Source organism: Streptomyces sp. NPDC053513 (assembly GCF_044544765.1).
Taxonomy (GTDB): Bacteria; Actinomycetota; Actinomycetes; order Streptomycetales; family Streptomycetaceae; genus Streptomyces; species Streptomyces litmocidini.
This window is the reverse complement of record NZ_JBITXP010000004.1, coordinates 388,898-404,654: the sequence shown is the minus strand read 5'-3', so window position 1 is coordinate 404,654 and position 15,757 is coordinate 388,898. Positions and strand designations below refer to the sequence as shown.

Genomic DNA, 15,757 nt, shown 5'->3' with positions numbered 1-15,757 from the left:
GGCGGGGGACAGGCCCGGCGCCGCGCCTCGGCCGCGACGGTGTGGAGGCCTACTCGACGGTGACGGACTTCGCCAGGTTGCGCGGCTTGTCGATGTCGCGGCCCATGGCGAGCGCCGTGTGGTAGGCGAGGAGCTGGAGCGGGATGCCCATCAGGATCGGGTCCAGCTCGTCCTCGTTCTTCGGGACGACGATGGTGTGGTCGGCCTTCGCCTGCGGCTGGTGCGCGACCGCGAGGATGCGGCCGCTGCGGGCCTTGATCTCCTCCAGGGCGGCGCGGTTCTTCTCCAGCAGGTCGTCGTCGGGGACGATCGCGACGGTCGGCAGGGCCGGCTCGATGAGGGCGAGCGGGCCGTGCTTCAGCTCGGAGGCCGGGTACGCCTCGGCGTGGATGTAGGAGATCTCCTTCAGCTTGAGGGAGGCCTCCAGGGCGACGGGGTAGCCGCGCACACGGCCGATGAACATCATCGACTGGGCGCCGGCGTACTCCGCGGCGATCTCCTTGATCTGCTCCTCGGTCTTGAGGATCTCCTCGATCTGTGAGGGGAGCTTGCGCAGGCCCTCGATGATCCGCTTGCCGTCGGTGACGGACAGGTCGCGGATGCGGCCCAGGTGCAGGGCGAGCAGCGCGAAGGCGGTGACCGTGTTGGTGAAGCACTTGGTGGAGACGACGCAGACCTCGGGGCCGGCGTGGACGTACACGCCGCCGTCGGCCTCGCGGGCGATGGCGGAGCCGACGACGTTGACGACGCCGAGGACGCGGGCGCCCTTCCGCTTGAGCTCCTGGACGGCGGCGAGCACGTCGTAGGTCTCACCGGACTGGGAGACGGCGATGTAGAGGGTGTCGGGGTCCACGACCGGGTTGCGGTAGCGGAACTCCGAGGCCGGCTCGGCGTCGGCGGGGATGCGGGCCATGGACTCGATGAGCCCGGCGCCGATGAGGCCGGCGTGGTACGAGGTGCCGCAGCCGAGGATCTTGATGCGGCGGATGGTGCGGGCCTCGCGGGCGTCGAGGTTCAGGCCGCCCAGGTGCACGGTGGAGAAGCGGTCGTCGATCCGGCCGCGCAGCACGCGGTCGACCGCGTCGGGCTGCTCGCAGATCTCCTTGTGCATGTACGTGTCGTGGCCGCCCATGTCGTAGGAGGCGGCCTCCCACTCGACGGTCTCGGGGGTGGCCGTGGTGGAGGCGCCGGAGACCGTGTAGGTGCGGAAGTCGTCGGCCTTGAGGGTGGCCATCTCGCCGTCGTTCAGGGTGACGACCTGGCGGGTGTGGGCGATCAGGGCGGCGACGTCGGAGGCGACGAGCATCTCCTTCTCGCCGATGCCGAGGATGACCGGGGAGCCGTTGCGGGCCACCACGATGCGGTCGTTGAAGTCGGCGTGCATCACGGCGATGCCGTAGGTGCCCTCGATGACCTTGAGGGCCTCGCGGACCTTCTCCTCCAGCGTCTCGGCCTGGGAGCGGGCGACGAGGTGGGTGATGACCTCGGTGTCCGTCTCGGAGGCGAAGACGACGCCGTCGGCCTCCAGCTTGGCGCGGAGCTCCTGGGCGTTGTCGACGATGCCGTTGTGGACGACCGCGACCTTGTTCTCGGGGTCCAGGTGCGGGTGCGAGTTGATGTCGCTCGGGGCGCCGTGCGTGGCCCAGCGGGTGTGGGCGATGCCGGTGGTGCCGGTGAAGCGCTTGGGGACCTTGGCCTCCAGGTCGCGGACGCGGCCCTTGGCCTTCACCATCTTCAGGCCGGCGGCCTTCGGGCTGGTGATGACCATGCCGGCCGAGTCGTATCCGCGGTACTCCAGGCGGGCCAGGCCCTCCAGGAGCAGCGGAGCCACGTCGCGCTTACCGATGTAACCGACAATTCCGCACATAAAGGTGAAACCCCTCCAGGTTGGTGGATGTACTCGGACGCCCTCGGGCGGGCGGCGCTCAGCCGTAGACGATGCGGCGCAGCTGCCGGAGCGAGAGCTCCGGTGGCGCCACCGCCCGGTGCGGCAGCTCCGCCGCGATCCGTTCGAAGATCTCGGCGTTCACGGCGCCGCCGGACTGCAGTTCGCGGTGGCGGCGGCGGACGAACTCCTCGGTCGTCTCGTCGAAGTACGCCAGCACGTCGAGCACCACCCGGGCGGCCTCACCGCGCTGGAGCGCGGTGCTGCGCACCAGGTGGTCGATGAGGTCGTCGTGCGACGGGCGGCGTTCGAGCACCCGTGCATATTGAGGGGTCATCGTGGGCCTCCGCAAGAATCCTGCCCGAATTCGGGCAGGGCGTGCACGGTTCGCCCGCTCTTTCGGCCCCTTGGTCCAGACCTTGAATCCGGCCATCCCGGCGATACGCGGGGCCACCGAGGGGATATACAGAACGACGGACGTGCCGCTCACCCGAAGCCGCCCATCCGAAGCCGATCACCCGAAGGGGAGCCCGCCTGTGAGACAGCGCATGACGATTCCGCGCCTGATCGGATCCCTGCTCCTGTTCGCGACCGCCGGCGTCGGCTGCGGAGAGGCCGCCGCCGACACCGACGGCACCGACGCCAAGGCACCCGGCAGGACCGCCGCCGAACCCGAGGTCCGCCCGCTCGGCCGCATCGTGCCCGTGCCCGCCTCCGTCACCCCCGAGGGCGAGCCCTACACCCTCACCGCCGCCACCCGCATCGGCGTCGACGCCCGATCCGGCGAGTCCCAGGCCCTCGGCCGCTACCTCGCCGGCCTCCTCCGCCCCGCCACCGGCTTCCCCCTCCCCGTCGTCGACGACCGCGCCGCCGGCCGCGGCATCCGGCTCCGCCTCGACCCCGACGAGACCGCCCTCGGCGACGAGGGCTACCGGCTCCGCTCCGCGCCCGACGGCCTCACCCTCACCGCCCGCGAACCCGCCGGCCTCTTCCGCGGCGTCCAGACCCTGCGCCAGCAGCTCCCCTCCGCCGTCGAACGGAAGAGCGTCCAGCCGGGCCCCTGGAAGATCGCCGGCGGCACCGTCACCGACACCCCGCGCTACGCCTACCGGGGCGCCATGCTCGACGTCGCCCGCCACTTCTTCACCGTCGACGAGGTGAAGCGGTACATCGACCAGCTCGCCCTCTACAAGGTCAACACCCTCCACCTGCACCTCTCCGACGACCAGGGCTGGCGCATCGCCGTCGACTCCTGGCCCCGCCTCACCACCCACGGCGGCTCCACCGAGGTCGGCGGCGGCCCCGGCGGCTTCTACACCAAGGCGCAGTACCGCGAGATCGTGGAGTACGCCGCCTCCCGCTACCAGGAGGTGATCCCCGAGATCGACATGCCCGGCCACACCAACGCGGCCCTCGCCTCCTACGCCGACCTCACCTGCGACGGCGTCGCCCCGCCCCTCTACACCGGCACCAAGGTCGGCTTCAGCTCCCTGTGCGTGCCCAAGCACGTCACGTACGACTTCGTCGACGACGTCGTCCGGGAGATCGCCGCCCTCACCCCCGGCCGCTACCTCCACATCGGCGGCGACGAGGCCCACTCCACCAGCCACGCCGACTACGTGGCCTTCATGGACAAGGTGCAGCCGGTCGTCGCCAAGTACGGCAAGACCGTCGTCGGCTGGCACCAGCTGACCGGCGCCACTCCCGCCAAGGGCGCCCTCGTCCAGTACTGGGGCCTCGACCGCACCCCCGCCGAGGAGAAGGAGAGGGTCGCCGCGGCCGCCCGCAACGGCACGGGCCTGATCCTCTCGCCCGCCGACCGCACCTACCTCGACATGAAGTACACCAAGGACACCCCGCTCGGCCTCGCCTGGGCCGGATACGTCGAGGTCCGCAGGTCGTACGACTGGAACCCCGCCGCCTACCTCCCCGGGGCCCCGGAGAGCGCCGTCAAGGGAGTCGAGGCCCCGCTGTGGACCGAGACCCTCGCCACCACCGGCGACCTCGACGTCATGGCCTTCCCGCGCCTCCCGGGCATCGCCGAGCTCGGCTGGTCCCCGGCGGCCACCCACGACTGGGACGCCTACCGGGAGCGCCTCGCCGAACAGGCCCCCCGCTTCGACGCGCTGGGCATCGCCTGGTACCGCTCGCCGGAGGTTCCCTGGCCGGCCGAGTAGCACGCTCCGCACGGCGGGTCAGGCCGCGGCCGGTCCGCCGCCGAACACGCTCCCGACGAGCGCGGCCAGCGCCTTCGGGAAGGTCTGCGCGGGGTCGGCCGCGGAGTCCCCGGTGGTCAGCCCGGCGGCCAGCGTCCTGCTGCCGTCGGGCGTGCCCATCATCAGCGCGCCGTAGCCGCCCGGGGCGCCGCCGTGGTGGTGGACGAGGGTGCCGCCGCCCGGGCCCAGGTCCTGCACGAACACCCCCAGGCCGTAGCCGAGCATCCCGTGCGGCACGAGCATCTCGGCCAGGACCGGACCCGGCAGGAGACGGCCCCCGAGCAGCGCGGAGAAGAACGTCAGCAGGTCCCGGGTCGTCGAGATCATGTCCCCGGCGCCGAACAGCAGGGAGAGGTTCTGCCGGCTGACGTCGACGACCTTCCACTCCTCGCCGTCCCGGTAGCGGCAGTAACCGTGGGCGTACGGCTCGGGCAGCTCCGTCCGGGCGCCCGGCACCAGGGTGTCCCGCAGTCCGAGCGGCCCGAGGATCCGCCGCTCCATCTCCTCGGCGTACGGGCGGCCGGCCACCGCCTCGACCAGCAGCGCGGCCAGGGTGTAGTTGGTGTTGGAGTAGCTCTGGTCCGTCCCCGGCTCGAACCGCGCGGGCCTGTCGAGCGCGAACCGCACGAGCTCCTCCGGCGCGTACTCGCGGAACCGGTTCTCCACCCAGTCCCTGCCCGTCGCGTCGATCCCCGGCACGAAGGTCCCGTCGGGGTCGGGTTCGCCGGTGTAGTTGTGGAGCCCGCTGGTGTGTTGGAGCAGCATCCGCACGGTGATCCGCTCGTCGAGCCCGAAGGCGGGCAGACGATCGGCCACGTGATCGTCGAGCCCGATCGCCCCCTCGGCCACCAGGCACAGCACCAGGGCGGCGGTGAAGGTCTTGGTGGAACTGCCGATCCAGAACCGTCCGTCGGTGGACGGCGGGGCGCCCGCGCCGAGCTCGGACACCCCGGCGCTGCCGGCCCACGAGCCCCGCTCGTCGGTCACGCGCATCTGCACCCCGGCGAAACCGGCGTCGACGAACTCCTGGACCGCCTTCTGCAGTTCGGGTCGCTGGCTCATGTTCGTTCCTTCTCTCTTCTCGGTGTCGTCAGAGGTCTCGGTGCGTCAGAGGCTGTGGGCGGTGATGTCGCCGAGGGAGGTGGTGGCGCGGATGTCCAGGGCGGCGTCCCCGGTGTTCCTGAGGGAGTTGTGGACACGGCCGAGGGCGGTGCCGGCGTCGAGGGTGGCGGAGACGCCCGGAGCGGCGCCGACGGTGATGTCGCCGGCCCGGGTGGTGAGGGCGACGGTGCCGGTCACGGCCTCGGCGACGCGGAGGTCGCCCTTCTGGGTGCTGATCTCGGCGGGGCCGCCCAGCCGGCCGACCGTGATGTCGCCGTCCTGGAGGGCGAGGCGGGCGGCGGCGGTCTCGTCGAGCTTGACCGTGCCCTGCGCGGCGTCGAGCGTGACGTCGCCGAGGCGCCCCACGCCCCGGAAGTCGGCCAGGGCGGCCTGCGCCTCGACCCGGGAGCCGGCGGGCAGTTGGACGGTCACCTCGACGGAGCCGGAGTTCCCGAGGACCCGGTTCTTCGCGGCCGGGGCCGCGATCCGCAGGACGCCGTCGCGGTACTCGACCGTGATCCGCTCGGCCGCCTTCACGTCCCGGCTCTTCGTCCCGTCCGCGGGCCGGACCTCGACGGTGGTGTCGGCCCGGTCGGCGGCGATGAGCTGCACACGGCCGGCGGGGATGTCGAGGGCGGCGGTGATCGGGGCGGTGGTGGCGAACTTCTGCATGGTGCTCTCCTTGGGCGCATCTCGTTTCTGACAGGACAAACGCTACGTTGCGTTCTCGTATCAGGCAACGAGCTTGTTGCGTCAAAACGGAGAAAGTGCAGGTAGAAGCACGAATATCGTTGCAACGGTTCTGGAGATAACGCAACGCCAAAGAAATGATCTGTTGCAATGAGGTGATGGCGAACGCTACGTCAGGACCGGCGAAGGGCTACGGCGCCCCGACCGGCGCGCACAGATGCGAGCCCCGCCGGAGGACCGTACTCCGGCGGGGCTCGCATCGGCATGGGGGAAGGAAGGTCAGACGAACCGCGCGATCGGGTTCACCAGGTCGCCGACCAGCTGGAGGGCCGCCGACGGGTCCGCCAGGTCGACCATCTGCCTGTTGTTGCGGAGCTGGAGGCGGTTGAGGGCGGAGAGGGCGAAGGTCGGCGCGAACATGTCGTACCGCGCGAACTTCTCCGCCAGTTCCGGCTTCGACTCCTGGTAGGCGCGCACGCACTCCGCGACCGTCCGCCAGAAGCCGTCCTCGTCGAGGACCCCCTCCGCCGCCAGGGTCGCGCCCAGGAAGCGGAAGAAGCAGTCGAAGACGTCCGTGAAGACCGACAGGAGCTTCATGTCCTCCGGGACCTCGGCGCGGATGCGCCCCACCGCCGGCGGGAGGACCGCCGCCGGGTCCATCACGCAGATCTCCTCCGCGATGTCCTTGAAGACCGCCCGGACGACCGCGCCGCGCTCGTCGAGGACGAGGATCACGTTCTCGCCGTGCGGCATGAAGACCAGGTCGTACGCGTAGAAGCAGTGCAGGACCGGCAGGAGGTACGCGTCCAGGTACCGGCGGAGCCACTCCCTCGGCTCCAGGCCCGACTCCCCGATCAGCGCGCCCGCGAACGACGCGCCCGCGTGGTCCAGGTGGAGCAGCGAGGCCATCGTCGCCAGGCGCTCGCCCTCGGCGAGGGACGGCACCGGGGACTCGCGCCAGAGCGCGGCCAGCATCTTGCGGTAGGGGGAGTAGCGGTCGGTCGCGGCCTCGTACTCCAGGTGCCGGTAGCCGACCGCCGCCCGCTCCCGGATGATCGAGAACCGGGCCGACTTGAGCGTGGCGTCCGCCTCGATCAGACCGTGCAGCCAGTCGTTGATCGCCGGAGTGGCCTCCATGTACGCCGCCGACAGACCCCGCATGAAGCCCATGTTGAGGACGGACAGGGCCGTCTTCACGTAGTGCTTGGCCGGGTCGGAGGTGTTGAAGAAGGTGCGGATCGACTGCTGCGCCAGATACGTGTCGTCGCCCTCGCCCAGGTAGACCAGGCGCTGCTGCGCGACCTCGGCGGCGAAGGTGACGGACAGCTTGTTCCACCACTGCCAGGGGTGGGCCGGCACGAGGAGGTAGTCCGAGAGGTCCAGGCCCCGGTCCGCGAGGGCCGCGGCGAAGCCGTCCACCGTCGCGTCGCCGAGCTCCGCGCGGACGAACGCCTCGTACTCGATGTCCGCCCCGGCCGTGAAGGTGGCCCGGTCGCGGTGCGCGGCCAGCCAGATCAGCCGGATCCCGCTCGCGGCCTCGGGGGCGTACGCCCGGTACTCGTCGACGCCGAAGCCCAGCCGCCCGTTGTTGGCGACGAAGCAGGGGTGGCCCTCGGTCATCCCGGTCTCGATCGCCTGGAAGCCGGCGCGGGCCAGTTCGGCGGAGGTCACGGGCGGCTTGGTCGACTTGTAGGCCGTGCCGGCCAGGGTGGAGGAGATCTCCTCCAGGTAGACCGGCAGGACCTCGTCGCTCAGACCGAGGGAGCCGCGCAGCTCGATGACGAACTGGAGCGCGTCCAGCGGGAGCTGCTCGTCGCCCCGGTGGCGGCTGATCGAGTCCGGGTAGACCTGCCAGTGGTCGAGCGCGAAGCGGTCGGCGGTGAAGCGGTACTCGGTCGTGCCGTCGTCGCTGAGGACCTGGTAGCGGCTCTCGCCCAGCTCCTTGGGGTTCAGCAGCCGCTCGTGGGCGAACTCGGCGAGGCCCTTGCGGATCAGGGCGCGGTTGGCGGCGGCCCAGCGCTCGGGGGTGAGGTGTGCGACGGGGTTCATGCGGCGGCTCCGACGGCGGTCTCGAACTGGGCGCGGGTGCAGAAGCTCAGCAGGGCCTTCTTCTCGGGCTTCTGGATCTCGCGCTCGGGCACGAAGCCGACGGCCTCGTTGAGCGCGTGGACGGCCTTGTTGCGGACGTCGGGCTCGACGACCACGCGGGCGGTCGCCGGGTCGGCGAACAGCTCCGCCATCACGGCGGTGATCACGGTCCGGGTGAAGCCGTGCACGGGGGTGTCGGTGGGCGCGACGAGGAAGTGCATCCCGACGTCGCCGGGCCGCGCCTCGTAGAGCCCGACGAGCTCGACGCGGGAAGGGTCGTACCGCTCCATGAGGAAGGCGGGCTCACCGTCGACGAGCCCGATGAAGGCGTCGTGGTGCGGGTTCGCGGCGATCGCCATGTACTCCCGCTCGACGTCCTGGAGCTTCGCGTCCTGCATCATCCAGAAGGCGGCCTTGGGGTGGGTGACCCAGGGGTGGATCAGCTCGGCGTCCTTCAGGGGGTCGAGGGGGCGTATGTGGACGAGGGCGGTCATACGGCGAACTCCTGGAACGCGATGGTCTTCTCTACGGGGTAGTACTCGGAACCCAGCATCTCCCCGATGATGTACGCGTTGCGGTACGGGCCCATGCCCAGGTCCGGCGAGGTGATCGAGTGGGTGTGGACGCCGGCGTTCTGCAGGAAGATCCCGCGGCCCGTGGTGTCGATCGCGTAGTTGCGAGCCACGTCGAAGCGGCCCCGGCCGTCGAAGCGGAGGCGGTCCTCGACCGGCTTCAGGAACGCGGGGACGGTGTACTTGTAGCCCGTGGCGAGGATCAGGCCCTCGGTCTCCAGGGTGAAGTCCTTCTCCTGCTCCTCCTGGCGGAAGCCGAGCGTGTACGTGCCCGTCGTGGAGTCGTACGCGGCGGAGTTCAGCGACGAGTTGGTGAGGAGACGCGTGGGGACCGGGCCGTCCAGGTTCTTCTGGTAGAGCAGGTCGAAGATCGCGTCGATGAGCTCGCCGTCGATTCCCTTGAAGAGGCCCTTCTGTTCCGTCTCCAGGCGGTAGCGGGTCCGCTCGGGCAGGCCGTGGAAGTAGTCCACGTACTCCGGGGAGGTCATCTCCAGGGTGAGCTTGGTGTATTCGAGCGGGAAGAAGCGGGGGGAGCGGGTCACCCAGTTCAGCCTGTAGCCGTGGACGTCGATCTCGCTCAGGAGGTCGTGGTAGATCTCCGCCGCGCTCTGGCCGCTGCCGACCAGGGTGATCGACCTCTTCTTCTGGAGCTCCTCCTTGTTCGGGAGGTAGCGCGAGTTGTGGATCAGGTCGCCGCCGAGGCCCTCGCAGGTCTCCGGGACGTACGGCGGGGTGCCGGTGCCGAGGACGATCCGGGACGCGCGGAACGTTTCTCCGGCGGTCGTGGTCACCTCGTACAGCTCGGTGCCCTCGTCGTACGCGACCGAGGCGACGGTCGTCGAGAAGCGGATCGACGTGAGTTTTCCGGCGGCCCAGCGGCAGTAGTCGTTGTACTCGGTGCGCAGCGGGTAGAAGTTCTCGCGGATGTAGAAGGAGTACAGCCGGCCCTTCTCCTTCAGGTAGTTCAGGAAGGAGTACGGGGAGGTCGGGTCCGCGAGGGTGACCAGGTCCGACATGAAGGGGGTCTGGAGGTGGGCGCCGTCGAGGAACATCCCCGAGTGCCACTCGAAGTCCGGCTTGGACTCCAGGAAGACGCCGTTCAGCTCGGCGATCGGCTCGGTCAGGCAGGCGAGTCCGAGGTTGAACGGACCGAGCCCGATCCCGATGAAGTCGTACGGCTCAGGCGTGGACAAGGTTCTCTCCCAGGTACTGCTCGGCGTGGCCGGCGATCAGATCGAGGACGGCGGCGATGTCGGCCGGCGTCGTCTCGGGGTTGAGCAGGGTGAACTTGAGGTACTGGCGGCCGTCGACCTTGGTGCCGGCGACGACGGCCTCGCCCGAGGCGAACAGGGCCTTGCGGGCGTAGAGATTGGCCCGGTCGATGTCGGCGGGGTCGGTGACGGCCTCCGGGACGTAGCGGTAGACCAGGGTGGAGAGCTGCGGCTCGACCACGACGTCGTAGCGCGGGTCGGCGGCGAGCAGCTCGAACCCCTCGCGGGCCAGGCCGCAGACCTCGTCGAAGAGCTCGCCGATGCCGTCGGCGCCCATCACGCGCAGGGTCATCCAGAGCTTGAGCGCGTCGAAGCGGCGGGTGGTCTGGAGGGACTTGTCGACCTGGTTGGGGATCTTCTCGGCGAGCGTCGAGGGGGTCCCCCCTGCCCGAGCGGAGCCGAGAGCCTGGGGGAGCGGGTTGAGGTAGTCCGCGTGGTAGGTCGCGTGGCGCAGGGTGGCGCCGTCGCGGACCAGGACGGCGGAGGAGCTCACCGGCTGGAAGAAGGACTTGTGGTAGTCGACGGTGACCGAGTCGGCCCGCTCGATGCCGTCCAGGAGGTGCCGGCGGGTGCGGGAGGCGAGCAGTCCGCAGCCGTAGGCGGCGTCGACGTGCATCCAGGCGCCGTACTCGGCGGCCAGGTTGGCGATCTCGGGGAGCGGGTCGATGGAGCCGAAGTCGGTGGTGCCGGCGGTGGCGACGATCGCCATCGGGATCAGGCCCTCGGCCCGGCAGGCCTCCAGCTCGGCGGCGAGGACGACGGACTGCATCCGCCTGTTCCGGTCGACCGGGACGGAGACGACGGCGTCGCGGCCGAGGCCGAGCAGCCGGGCCGACTTCTGGACGCTGAAGTGGCTGCACTCGGAGGAGAAGATCCGCAGTTTCGACAGGTCGGTGGTGCCGGTCTCCTCGCGGGCGAGGAGCAGGGCCTGGAGGTTGGACTGGGTGCCGCCGCTGGTGAAGACGCCGTCGGCGAGCGGGCCGAGGCCGATCCGGCGGGTGGTCCAGTCGATCAGCTTCCGCTCGATGAGGGTGCCGCCGGCGCTCTGGTCCCAGGTGTCGAGGGAGGAGTTGACCGCCGAGAGGACGGCCTCGCCGAGGACGGCGGGGATGACCACCGGGCAGTTGAGGTGCGCGAGGTAGCGGGGGTGGTGGAAGTAGACGGCGTCGCGGAGGTAGACGTCCTCCAGCTCGTCGAGGGCGGCGGAGGCGTCGCCGAGCGGCCGGTCGAGGTCGACGGCGTCGACGGCGGGGGCCAGCTCGGAGGGCGTCACGCCCGTGAACGGGCCGCGCGTCGTCGCGAGTTTCCTCGCCACCCGCTCCACTCCTTCGGTGACGGAGCGCCGGTAGCTCTCCGCCGTCGTGTCGTTGAGCAGGTGGGAACGCATGTGGGGCCCTTCCGGGAGCGGACTCGGTCGGTCTTGGTTAGGTTAGCCTAACCTAACTTTCCAGCACAACGGCCCCCCAACCCGGAGGGGCTGGGGGGCCGTTGGCCCTGGGGGGTGCGGGGGTGCGGGGAGGGCTTAAGCCGCGTCCTGCGCCCGGCCCTGAGGAGTCGCGTCCCGAGGAGCCGCCTCCTGAGCCGCCGCGTCCTGCACCTCGTCCTGCGCCGTCTCGTCCGGCACCTCGCGCAGGGCGTCCTCGGACAGGCCCTTGCGCCAGTAGCCGACGAACGTGACCCGGCGGCGGTCGAGCCCCCGCTCCCGTACGAAGTGGCGGCGCAGCGCCTTCACGGCGCCCGACTCGCCCGCGATCCAGACGTACGGCGCCTCGCCGGGCAGCTGGACGGCGGACACCGCGTCGACGGCGGACGGCGCCCCCTCCTCCCGTACGAGCCAGGTGACCGTGGCGTCCGCCTCGGTCGCGAGCTCCATCCGGTCGCCGGAGTACGGCACTTCCAGGAACACCCGGGCGCGGGTCTCGGCCGGCAGCCACTCCAGGATCGCGGAGGCGGCGGGCAGGGCCGTCTCGTCGGCCCAGATCAGTACGGAGTCGGCGTCCTCGGGCAGCTGGAAGCGGACGCCCGTGTTCGCGGCGACCGCCGGGCCCAGGACCACCACCCGGTCGCCGGGCTCGGCGCGGCCGGCCCAGCGGCAGGCCGGGCCGCCGTCCTCGTGGAGGGCGAAGTCGATGTCGATCTCGTTCGGCTCGGTGCGCTGCTCGCGGACGGTGTACGAGCGCATCACGGCCCGCACGTCGTGGGGCATCGCCCGCCAGGCGCCCAGGATCGCGTACATGTCCGGGTCGTCCAGGGGCGGCAGGACGGGCGCGTCCTGGCCGGGGTGGGGCAGGAAGAGGGAGAGCGACTGGTCGCGACCCCCGGCGGCGAAGCCCTTCAGGTCGTCCCCGGTGAAGGTGATCCGGACCAGGGACGGGCCGAGCCGCCGCGTCCGGTCGACCTGGAGGGAGAAGAACTGGAAGGGGGCGGTCTCGGTGTGCGTCATGGGTCGGGGCACCTTCTTGGTCGGCCCGGGCAAGTCGAAGGTAGGTTAGCCTAACCTCATCTTGATCAACAGTGGGGGTTTCGCTGCTAGGGTCTGCCTGAATCAGGAGAGGGGGGCTCCTCGTTTCGGCGACGGCGCGACGCCTCTCCGCGTGCGTTGCCGCAGACGAAGGAGATCCATGGCTGACGCAATGGTCGAGAGGGCCCAGCGCTTCATCAACTCGACCTACGACAACGGGGCGACGCTGGGCATATCCAAGCTGGACGAGGACGGCAAGACCGGCTGGACGGTCATGTACGCCCTCACCCGGGCCCTCCAGTATGAGATGGGCCTCACCAGCCTGTCGAACGCCTTCGGGCCCACCACGCTGTCCACGCTGCAGACGAAGTTCCCGAGCCTCAACGCCTCCACGATGCCGTCGGCGAACTTCTGCCGCATCATCCAGTCCGCCCTGTACTGCAAGGGCTACGACGGCGGCGAGATCGACGGCGTCTACAACAGCCGGGTCCAGAGCGCCGTGGCGCAGCTCAAGCTCCACATGGGCGTGGACGGCGCCTACCCGGGCACGTCCCTGGAGCCGAAGGTCGTCAAGGGCCTGCTCAACATGGACGCGTACGTCAGCACCGCCGGCGCCAACGAGCAGATCCGCACCGTCCAGCGGTGGCTGAACGCGCGCTACGTGAACCGCCGCGACTTCTACGTCATCCCCTGCGACGGCCACCACTCCCGCGACGTCGCGAAGTCCATGCTCTTCGCGATCCAGTACGAGCTGGGCATGGCCGACGGCGTCGCCAACGGCAACTTCGGCCCCGGCACCCAGTCCGGCCTGAAGTCCCACACCGTCGGCCAGGGCAACAGCAGCACCTGGGCGTACCTGTTCACGGCCGCGATGGTCCTCAACAAGCGCAACGTCCTCTTCGGCGAGTTCACCGGCGCCGTCCAGAGCGAGGTCGAGACCTTCCAGGCCTTCTCCCTGCTCCCGGTCACCGGCGTCGGCGACTACGCGACCTGGTCCTCGCTGCTCGTCTCGTACGGCGACCAGACCCGCAGGGGCAGCGCCTGCGACTGCGTCACCAAGATCACGCCGGAGCGCGCCCAGACCCTCGTCAACGCGGGTTACCGGTACGTCGGCCGGTACCTCTACAACCCCTCGAAGACCAGCCTGCCGGAGAAGCAGATCCAGCCGGGCGAGCTGGAGACGATCAAGAACTACGGCCTGCGCTGCTTCCCGATCTACCAGACGTTCTCCGACTCGGCGAGCTACTTCAAGTACGGCCAGGGCTGCGTCGACGCGTCCAACGCCGTCGAATGGGCCAGGGCGCACGGCTTCAAGCCGGGCTCGATCATCTACTTCGCCGTCGACTACGACGCCATGGACGGCGAGGTCACCGACTTCATCCTCCCGCACTTCCGTGGCATCGCCCGGACCGTCGCCGAGAACTCCGGCTACCGCGTCGGCGTCTACGGCCCGCGCAACATCTGCCAGCGCGTCACCGACGCCGGGTACGCCGAGACCGCCTTCGTCTCCGACATGTCGGCCGGCTTCTCCGGAAACCTCGGATACCCGCTGCCGACCAAGTGGGCCTTCGACCAGATCTCCACGATCACGGTCGGCTCCGGCACCGGCGCCATCAACATCGACAACGACATGGCCTCCGGCCGCGACCAGGGCCAGAACGACTTCTACCCGCCGTCGGGCATCGTCTCCGGCCTGGACAAGGACCTCGACCAGGCCAAGTACCGCGCGCCCCTGCTCGCGGACGTCCAGTCCTACCTCACCTCCATCGGCGTCCCGGAGTCCGGCGGCGAGGGCTGGGTCGACGACGACTGGGTCACGTACGGGCTGATCTCCACCACCGAGGCCTTCAACGCGGTTCTCAGCTACGACTGGCTGTTCACCAACCTCGCCAGGACGCTCAGGATCCGCAAGGCGCTCATCCAGGCCCCCGTCCTGTGGGAGCTGCGCAAGCTGAACCCGCTCGACCCGCTCGCCGACGACGCCGTGAGGGCCGGCCTGAGGGAGGACTGCAGCACGGGCTGGGGCCAGATCTTCGCCTGGGTGACCATCGAGGCCCGGAACTACTGCATCCAGCAGGGCTACCTCAACGCGAGCCCGCTGACCAGCGCCGACAAGAAGGCGGTCTGGGACCAGCTCCAGGACCCCGAGTACAACATCCGCTCCGTCGCGTACCTCACGATGTACAACTCCTACCAGCTGAGCATTCCCTCGCCGTCGCTGACCACCAGCCTCGCCGACACGCAGGCGCTGCTGGCCCGGTACAACGGCACCGGCCCCGACGCGCAGAAGTACGGGCAGGAACTCATCGGGCTGTACCAGGTCCTGGAGAACTACAACGCGCTCAGCCGCGTCTAGCGGCCCCCGCCGATCGCGAAGAATGGACACATGAGGAAGCTGCTCCTGCCGGCCGGGGTGAACCTGCTGCTCGGCGTGCCGGGCGTCGTTCCGGTCTTCCTGGTCTGGTACGTCCTGGCCAACGGGCCGCTCGCCACCCTCGGGTGGACGGAGCGGGACCCGAACGAGAACGACGGCATGTGGCTGTGGCTGGTCATCGTCGTACCGGTCGTCGGGCTCTACGGCCTCGTCTGGGGCCTGGTGAACGCGCGCCTCAGGCGCCGGACGCCGGTGTCGAGGACCGTGTTCTGGACGGTGTGCGCGGTGGCTTCCCTGGCGCCTTTCTTCGCGATCGGGCTGTTCTGACGAAGACTCGAGAGGAGAACGAAGCACATGCAGCAGAAGATGACGCGGCGTACGGTCGTGCGGACCGCCGCCGTCGTGGGGGCCGCCGCCGCCCTCGGCCCGGTCCTGTCCGCCACCGCCACGGCCGCACCGGGCACGGGCGCGGGTACGGGCGCCGTCACGGGGACCCGGAAGCCCAGGCGCCCGGCGACGTCCGCGAACGGCTGGACGATCCAGACCAACGTCGACCGCGACTCCCAGGTGTGGACCCGCTCGGTGTCCGGCACCGGACTGACCGTGCCCGTGTGGATCGGTGACGTCGAGACCGTCCTGCTCCACGTCGTGCGCCGCTTCCACTACGAGGTCGAGGAGCTCCACGCCGGCGACCTCGTCGGCTGGCGCCCCGCCAAGGAGGTGCGCCGCCGCCACCCCGAGTCGAACCTCGCGTCCGGCACGGCCGTGCGGATCCGCCCGGGGACCGGGGCGACGCAGGGCTCGCTCTTCCCGCTCCAGCTCGACGCCGTCCGTGCCGTCCTCGCGGACTGCGGCGGTGTGGTCCGCTGGGGCGGTGACGACAAGCCGGTGGACGAGTCGCTGTTCTACATCGCCGTCGGCCCGCTCGACCCGCGTCTCGCCGACCTCGCCGCCCGGATCCGGGAGTGGAACGCCACGCCGGGCCGGGGCGCCGGAGTGACGGCCGGCTAGCAGGACACGAGGGTCGGTCGGCAGGACACGAGGGCCGGCCGGCAGGACACGAGGAAGGGGCGCGCGGCTCGGGCCGCGCGCCCCTTCA

General features: G+C 70.4%; 13 protein-coding genes. 4 read left to right on the top strand and 9 right to left on the bottom strand.

Annotated features, from left to right (window positions below; genetic code table 11):
* Positions 1–49: 49 nt before the first annotated feature.
* Positions 50–1,867, bottom strand: a complete 1,818-nt coding sequence (glmS, locus tag ACIGW4_RS09625) for a glutamine--fructose-6-phosphate transaminase (isomerizing) (protein ID WP_123452597.1) — start codon at positions 1,865–1,867, stop codon at positions 50–52.
* A gap of 58 nt (positions 1,868–1,925) precedes the next feature.
* Positions 1,926–2,201: a hypothetical protein gene (locus ACIGW4_RS09620; protein WP_030210307.1), complete on the bottom strand. Its 276-nt coding sequence runs from the start codon at positions 2,199–2,201 to the stop codon at positions 1,926–1,928.
* Between the two features lie 232 nt (positions 2,202–2,433).
* On the opposite strand from ACIGW4_RS09620, the gene ACIGW4_RS09615 reads away from it, so the two are divergent.
* Positions 2,434–4,062: a beta-N-acetylhexosaminidase gene (locus ACIGW4_RS09615; RefSeq protein ID WP_185094551.1), complete on the top strand. Its 1,629-nt coding sequence runs from the start codon at positions 2,434–2,436 to the stop codon at positions 4,060–4,062.
* A gap of 18 nt (positions 4,063–4,080) precedes the next feature.
* Here ACIGW4_RS09615 and ACIGW4_RS09610 read toward each other — a convergent pair whose 3' ends face one another.
* The 7 genes from ACIGW4_RS09610 to ACIGW4_RS09580 all read right to left on the bottom strand — a co-directional run bounded on the left by ACIGW4_RS09610 (position 4,081) and on the right by ACIGW4_RS09580 (position 12,266).
* Positions 4,081–5,163 (bottom strand): serine hydrolase domain-containing protein, encoded by a 1,083-nt coding sequence (locus ACIGW4_RS09610; protein ID WP_399579528.1) that lies wholly within the window; start codon positions 5,161–5,163, stop codon positions 4,081–4,083.
* Between the two features lie 45 nt (positions 5,164–5,208).
* Positions 5,209–5,874 (bottom strand): DUF4097 family beta strand repeat-containing protein, encoded by a 666-nt coding sequence (locus ACIGW4_RS09605; protein ID WP_398708564.1) that lies wholly within the window; start codon positions 5,872–5,874, stop codon positions 5,209–5,211.
* 297 nt (positions 5,875–6,171) lie between these two features.
* Positions 6,172–7,941 carry an IucA/IucC family siderophore biosynthesis protein gene (locus ACIGW4_RS09600; protein WP_359587443.1) on the bottom strand — a complete coding sequence of 590 codons (1,770 nt, stop codon included), beginning with the start codon at positions 7,939–7,941 and terminating at the stop codon, positions 6,172–6,174.
* Positions 7,938–8,474 carry a GNAT family N-acetyltransferase gene (locus ACIGW4_RS09595; protein WP_123452589.1) on the bottom strand — a complete coding sequence of 179 codons (537 nt, stop codon included), beginning with the start codon at positions 8,472–8,474 and terminating at the stop codon, positions 7,938–7,940. The genes ACIGW4_RS09600 and ACIGW4_RS09595 overlap by 4 nt, the downstream gene beginning before the upstream one ends.
* A complete protein-coding gene (locus ACIGW4_RS09590) occupies positions 8,471–9,745 on the bottom strand; it encodes a lysine N(6)-hydroxylase/L-ornithine N(5)-oxygenase family protein (protein WP_399579524.1) in 1,275 nt (424 codons plus the stop codon). Before ACIGW4_RS09590 ends, ACIGW4_RS09595 begins: the two co-directional genes overlap by 4 nt.
* Positions 9,732–11,210, bottom strand: coding sequence for a pyridoxal phosphate-dependent decarboxylase family protein (locus ACIGW4_RS09585; protein ID WP_399579520.1), 1,479 nt, complete (start codon positions 11,208–11,210; stop codon positions 9,732–9,734). Before ACIGW4_RS09585 ends, ACIGW4_RS09590 begins: the two co-directional genes overlap by 14 nt.
* 135 nt (positions 11,211–11,345) lie before the next feature.
* Positions 11,346–12,266, bottom strand: coding sequence for a siderophore-interacting protein (locus ACIGW4_RS09580; protein WP_399579519.1), 921 nt, complete (start codon positions 12,264–12,266; stop codon positions 11,346–11,348).
* Between the two features lie 178 nt (positions 12,267–12,444).
* On the opposite strand from ACIGW4_RS09580, the gene ACIGW4_RS09575 reads away from it, so the two are divergent.
* From ACIGW4_RS09575 to ACIGW4_RS09565, 3 genes are read left to right on the top strand one after another with little or no spacing between them, the layout of a single operon-like run.
* Positions 12,445–14,640, top strand: coding sequence for a glycoside hydrolase domain-containing protein (locus ACIGW4_RS09575; RefSeq protein WP_359587459.1), 2,196 nt, complete (start codon positions 12,445–12,447; stop codon positions 14,638–14,640).
* Between the two features lie 30 nt (positions 14,641–14,670).
* Positions 14,671–14,985, top strand: a complete 315-nt coding sequence (locus ACIGW4_RS09570) for a hypothetical protein (protein ID WP_399579515.1) — start codon at positions 14,671–14,673, stop codon at positions 14,983–14,985.
* 27 nt (positions 14,986–15,012) lie between these two features.
* Positions 15,013–15,669 (top strand): hypothetical protein, encoded by a 657-nt coding sequence (locus ACIGW4_RS09565; RefSeq protein ID WP_123452580.1) that lies wholly within the window; start codon positions 15,013–15,015, stop codon positions 15,667–15,669.
* The last annotated feature ends 88 nt before the right edge of the window (positions 15,670–15,757 follow it).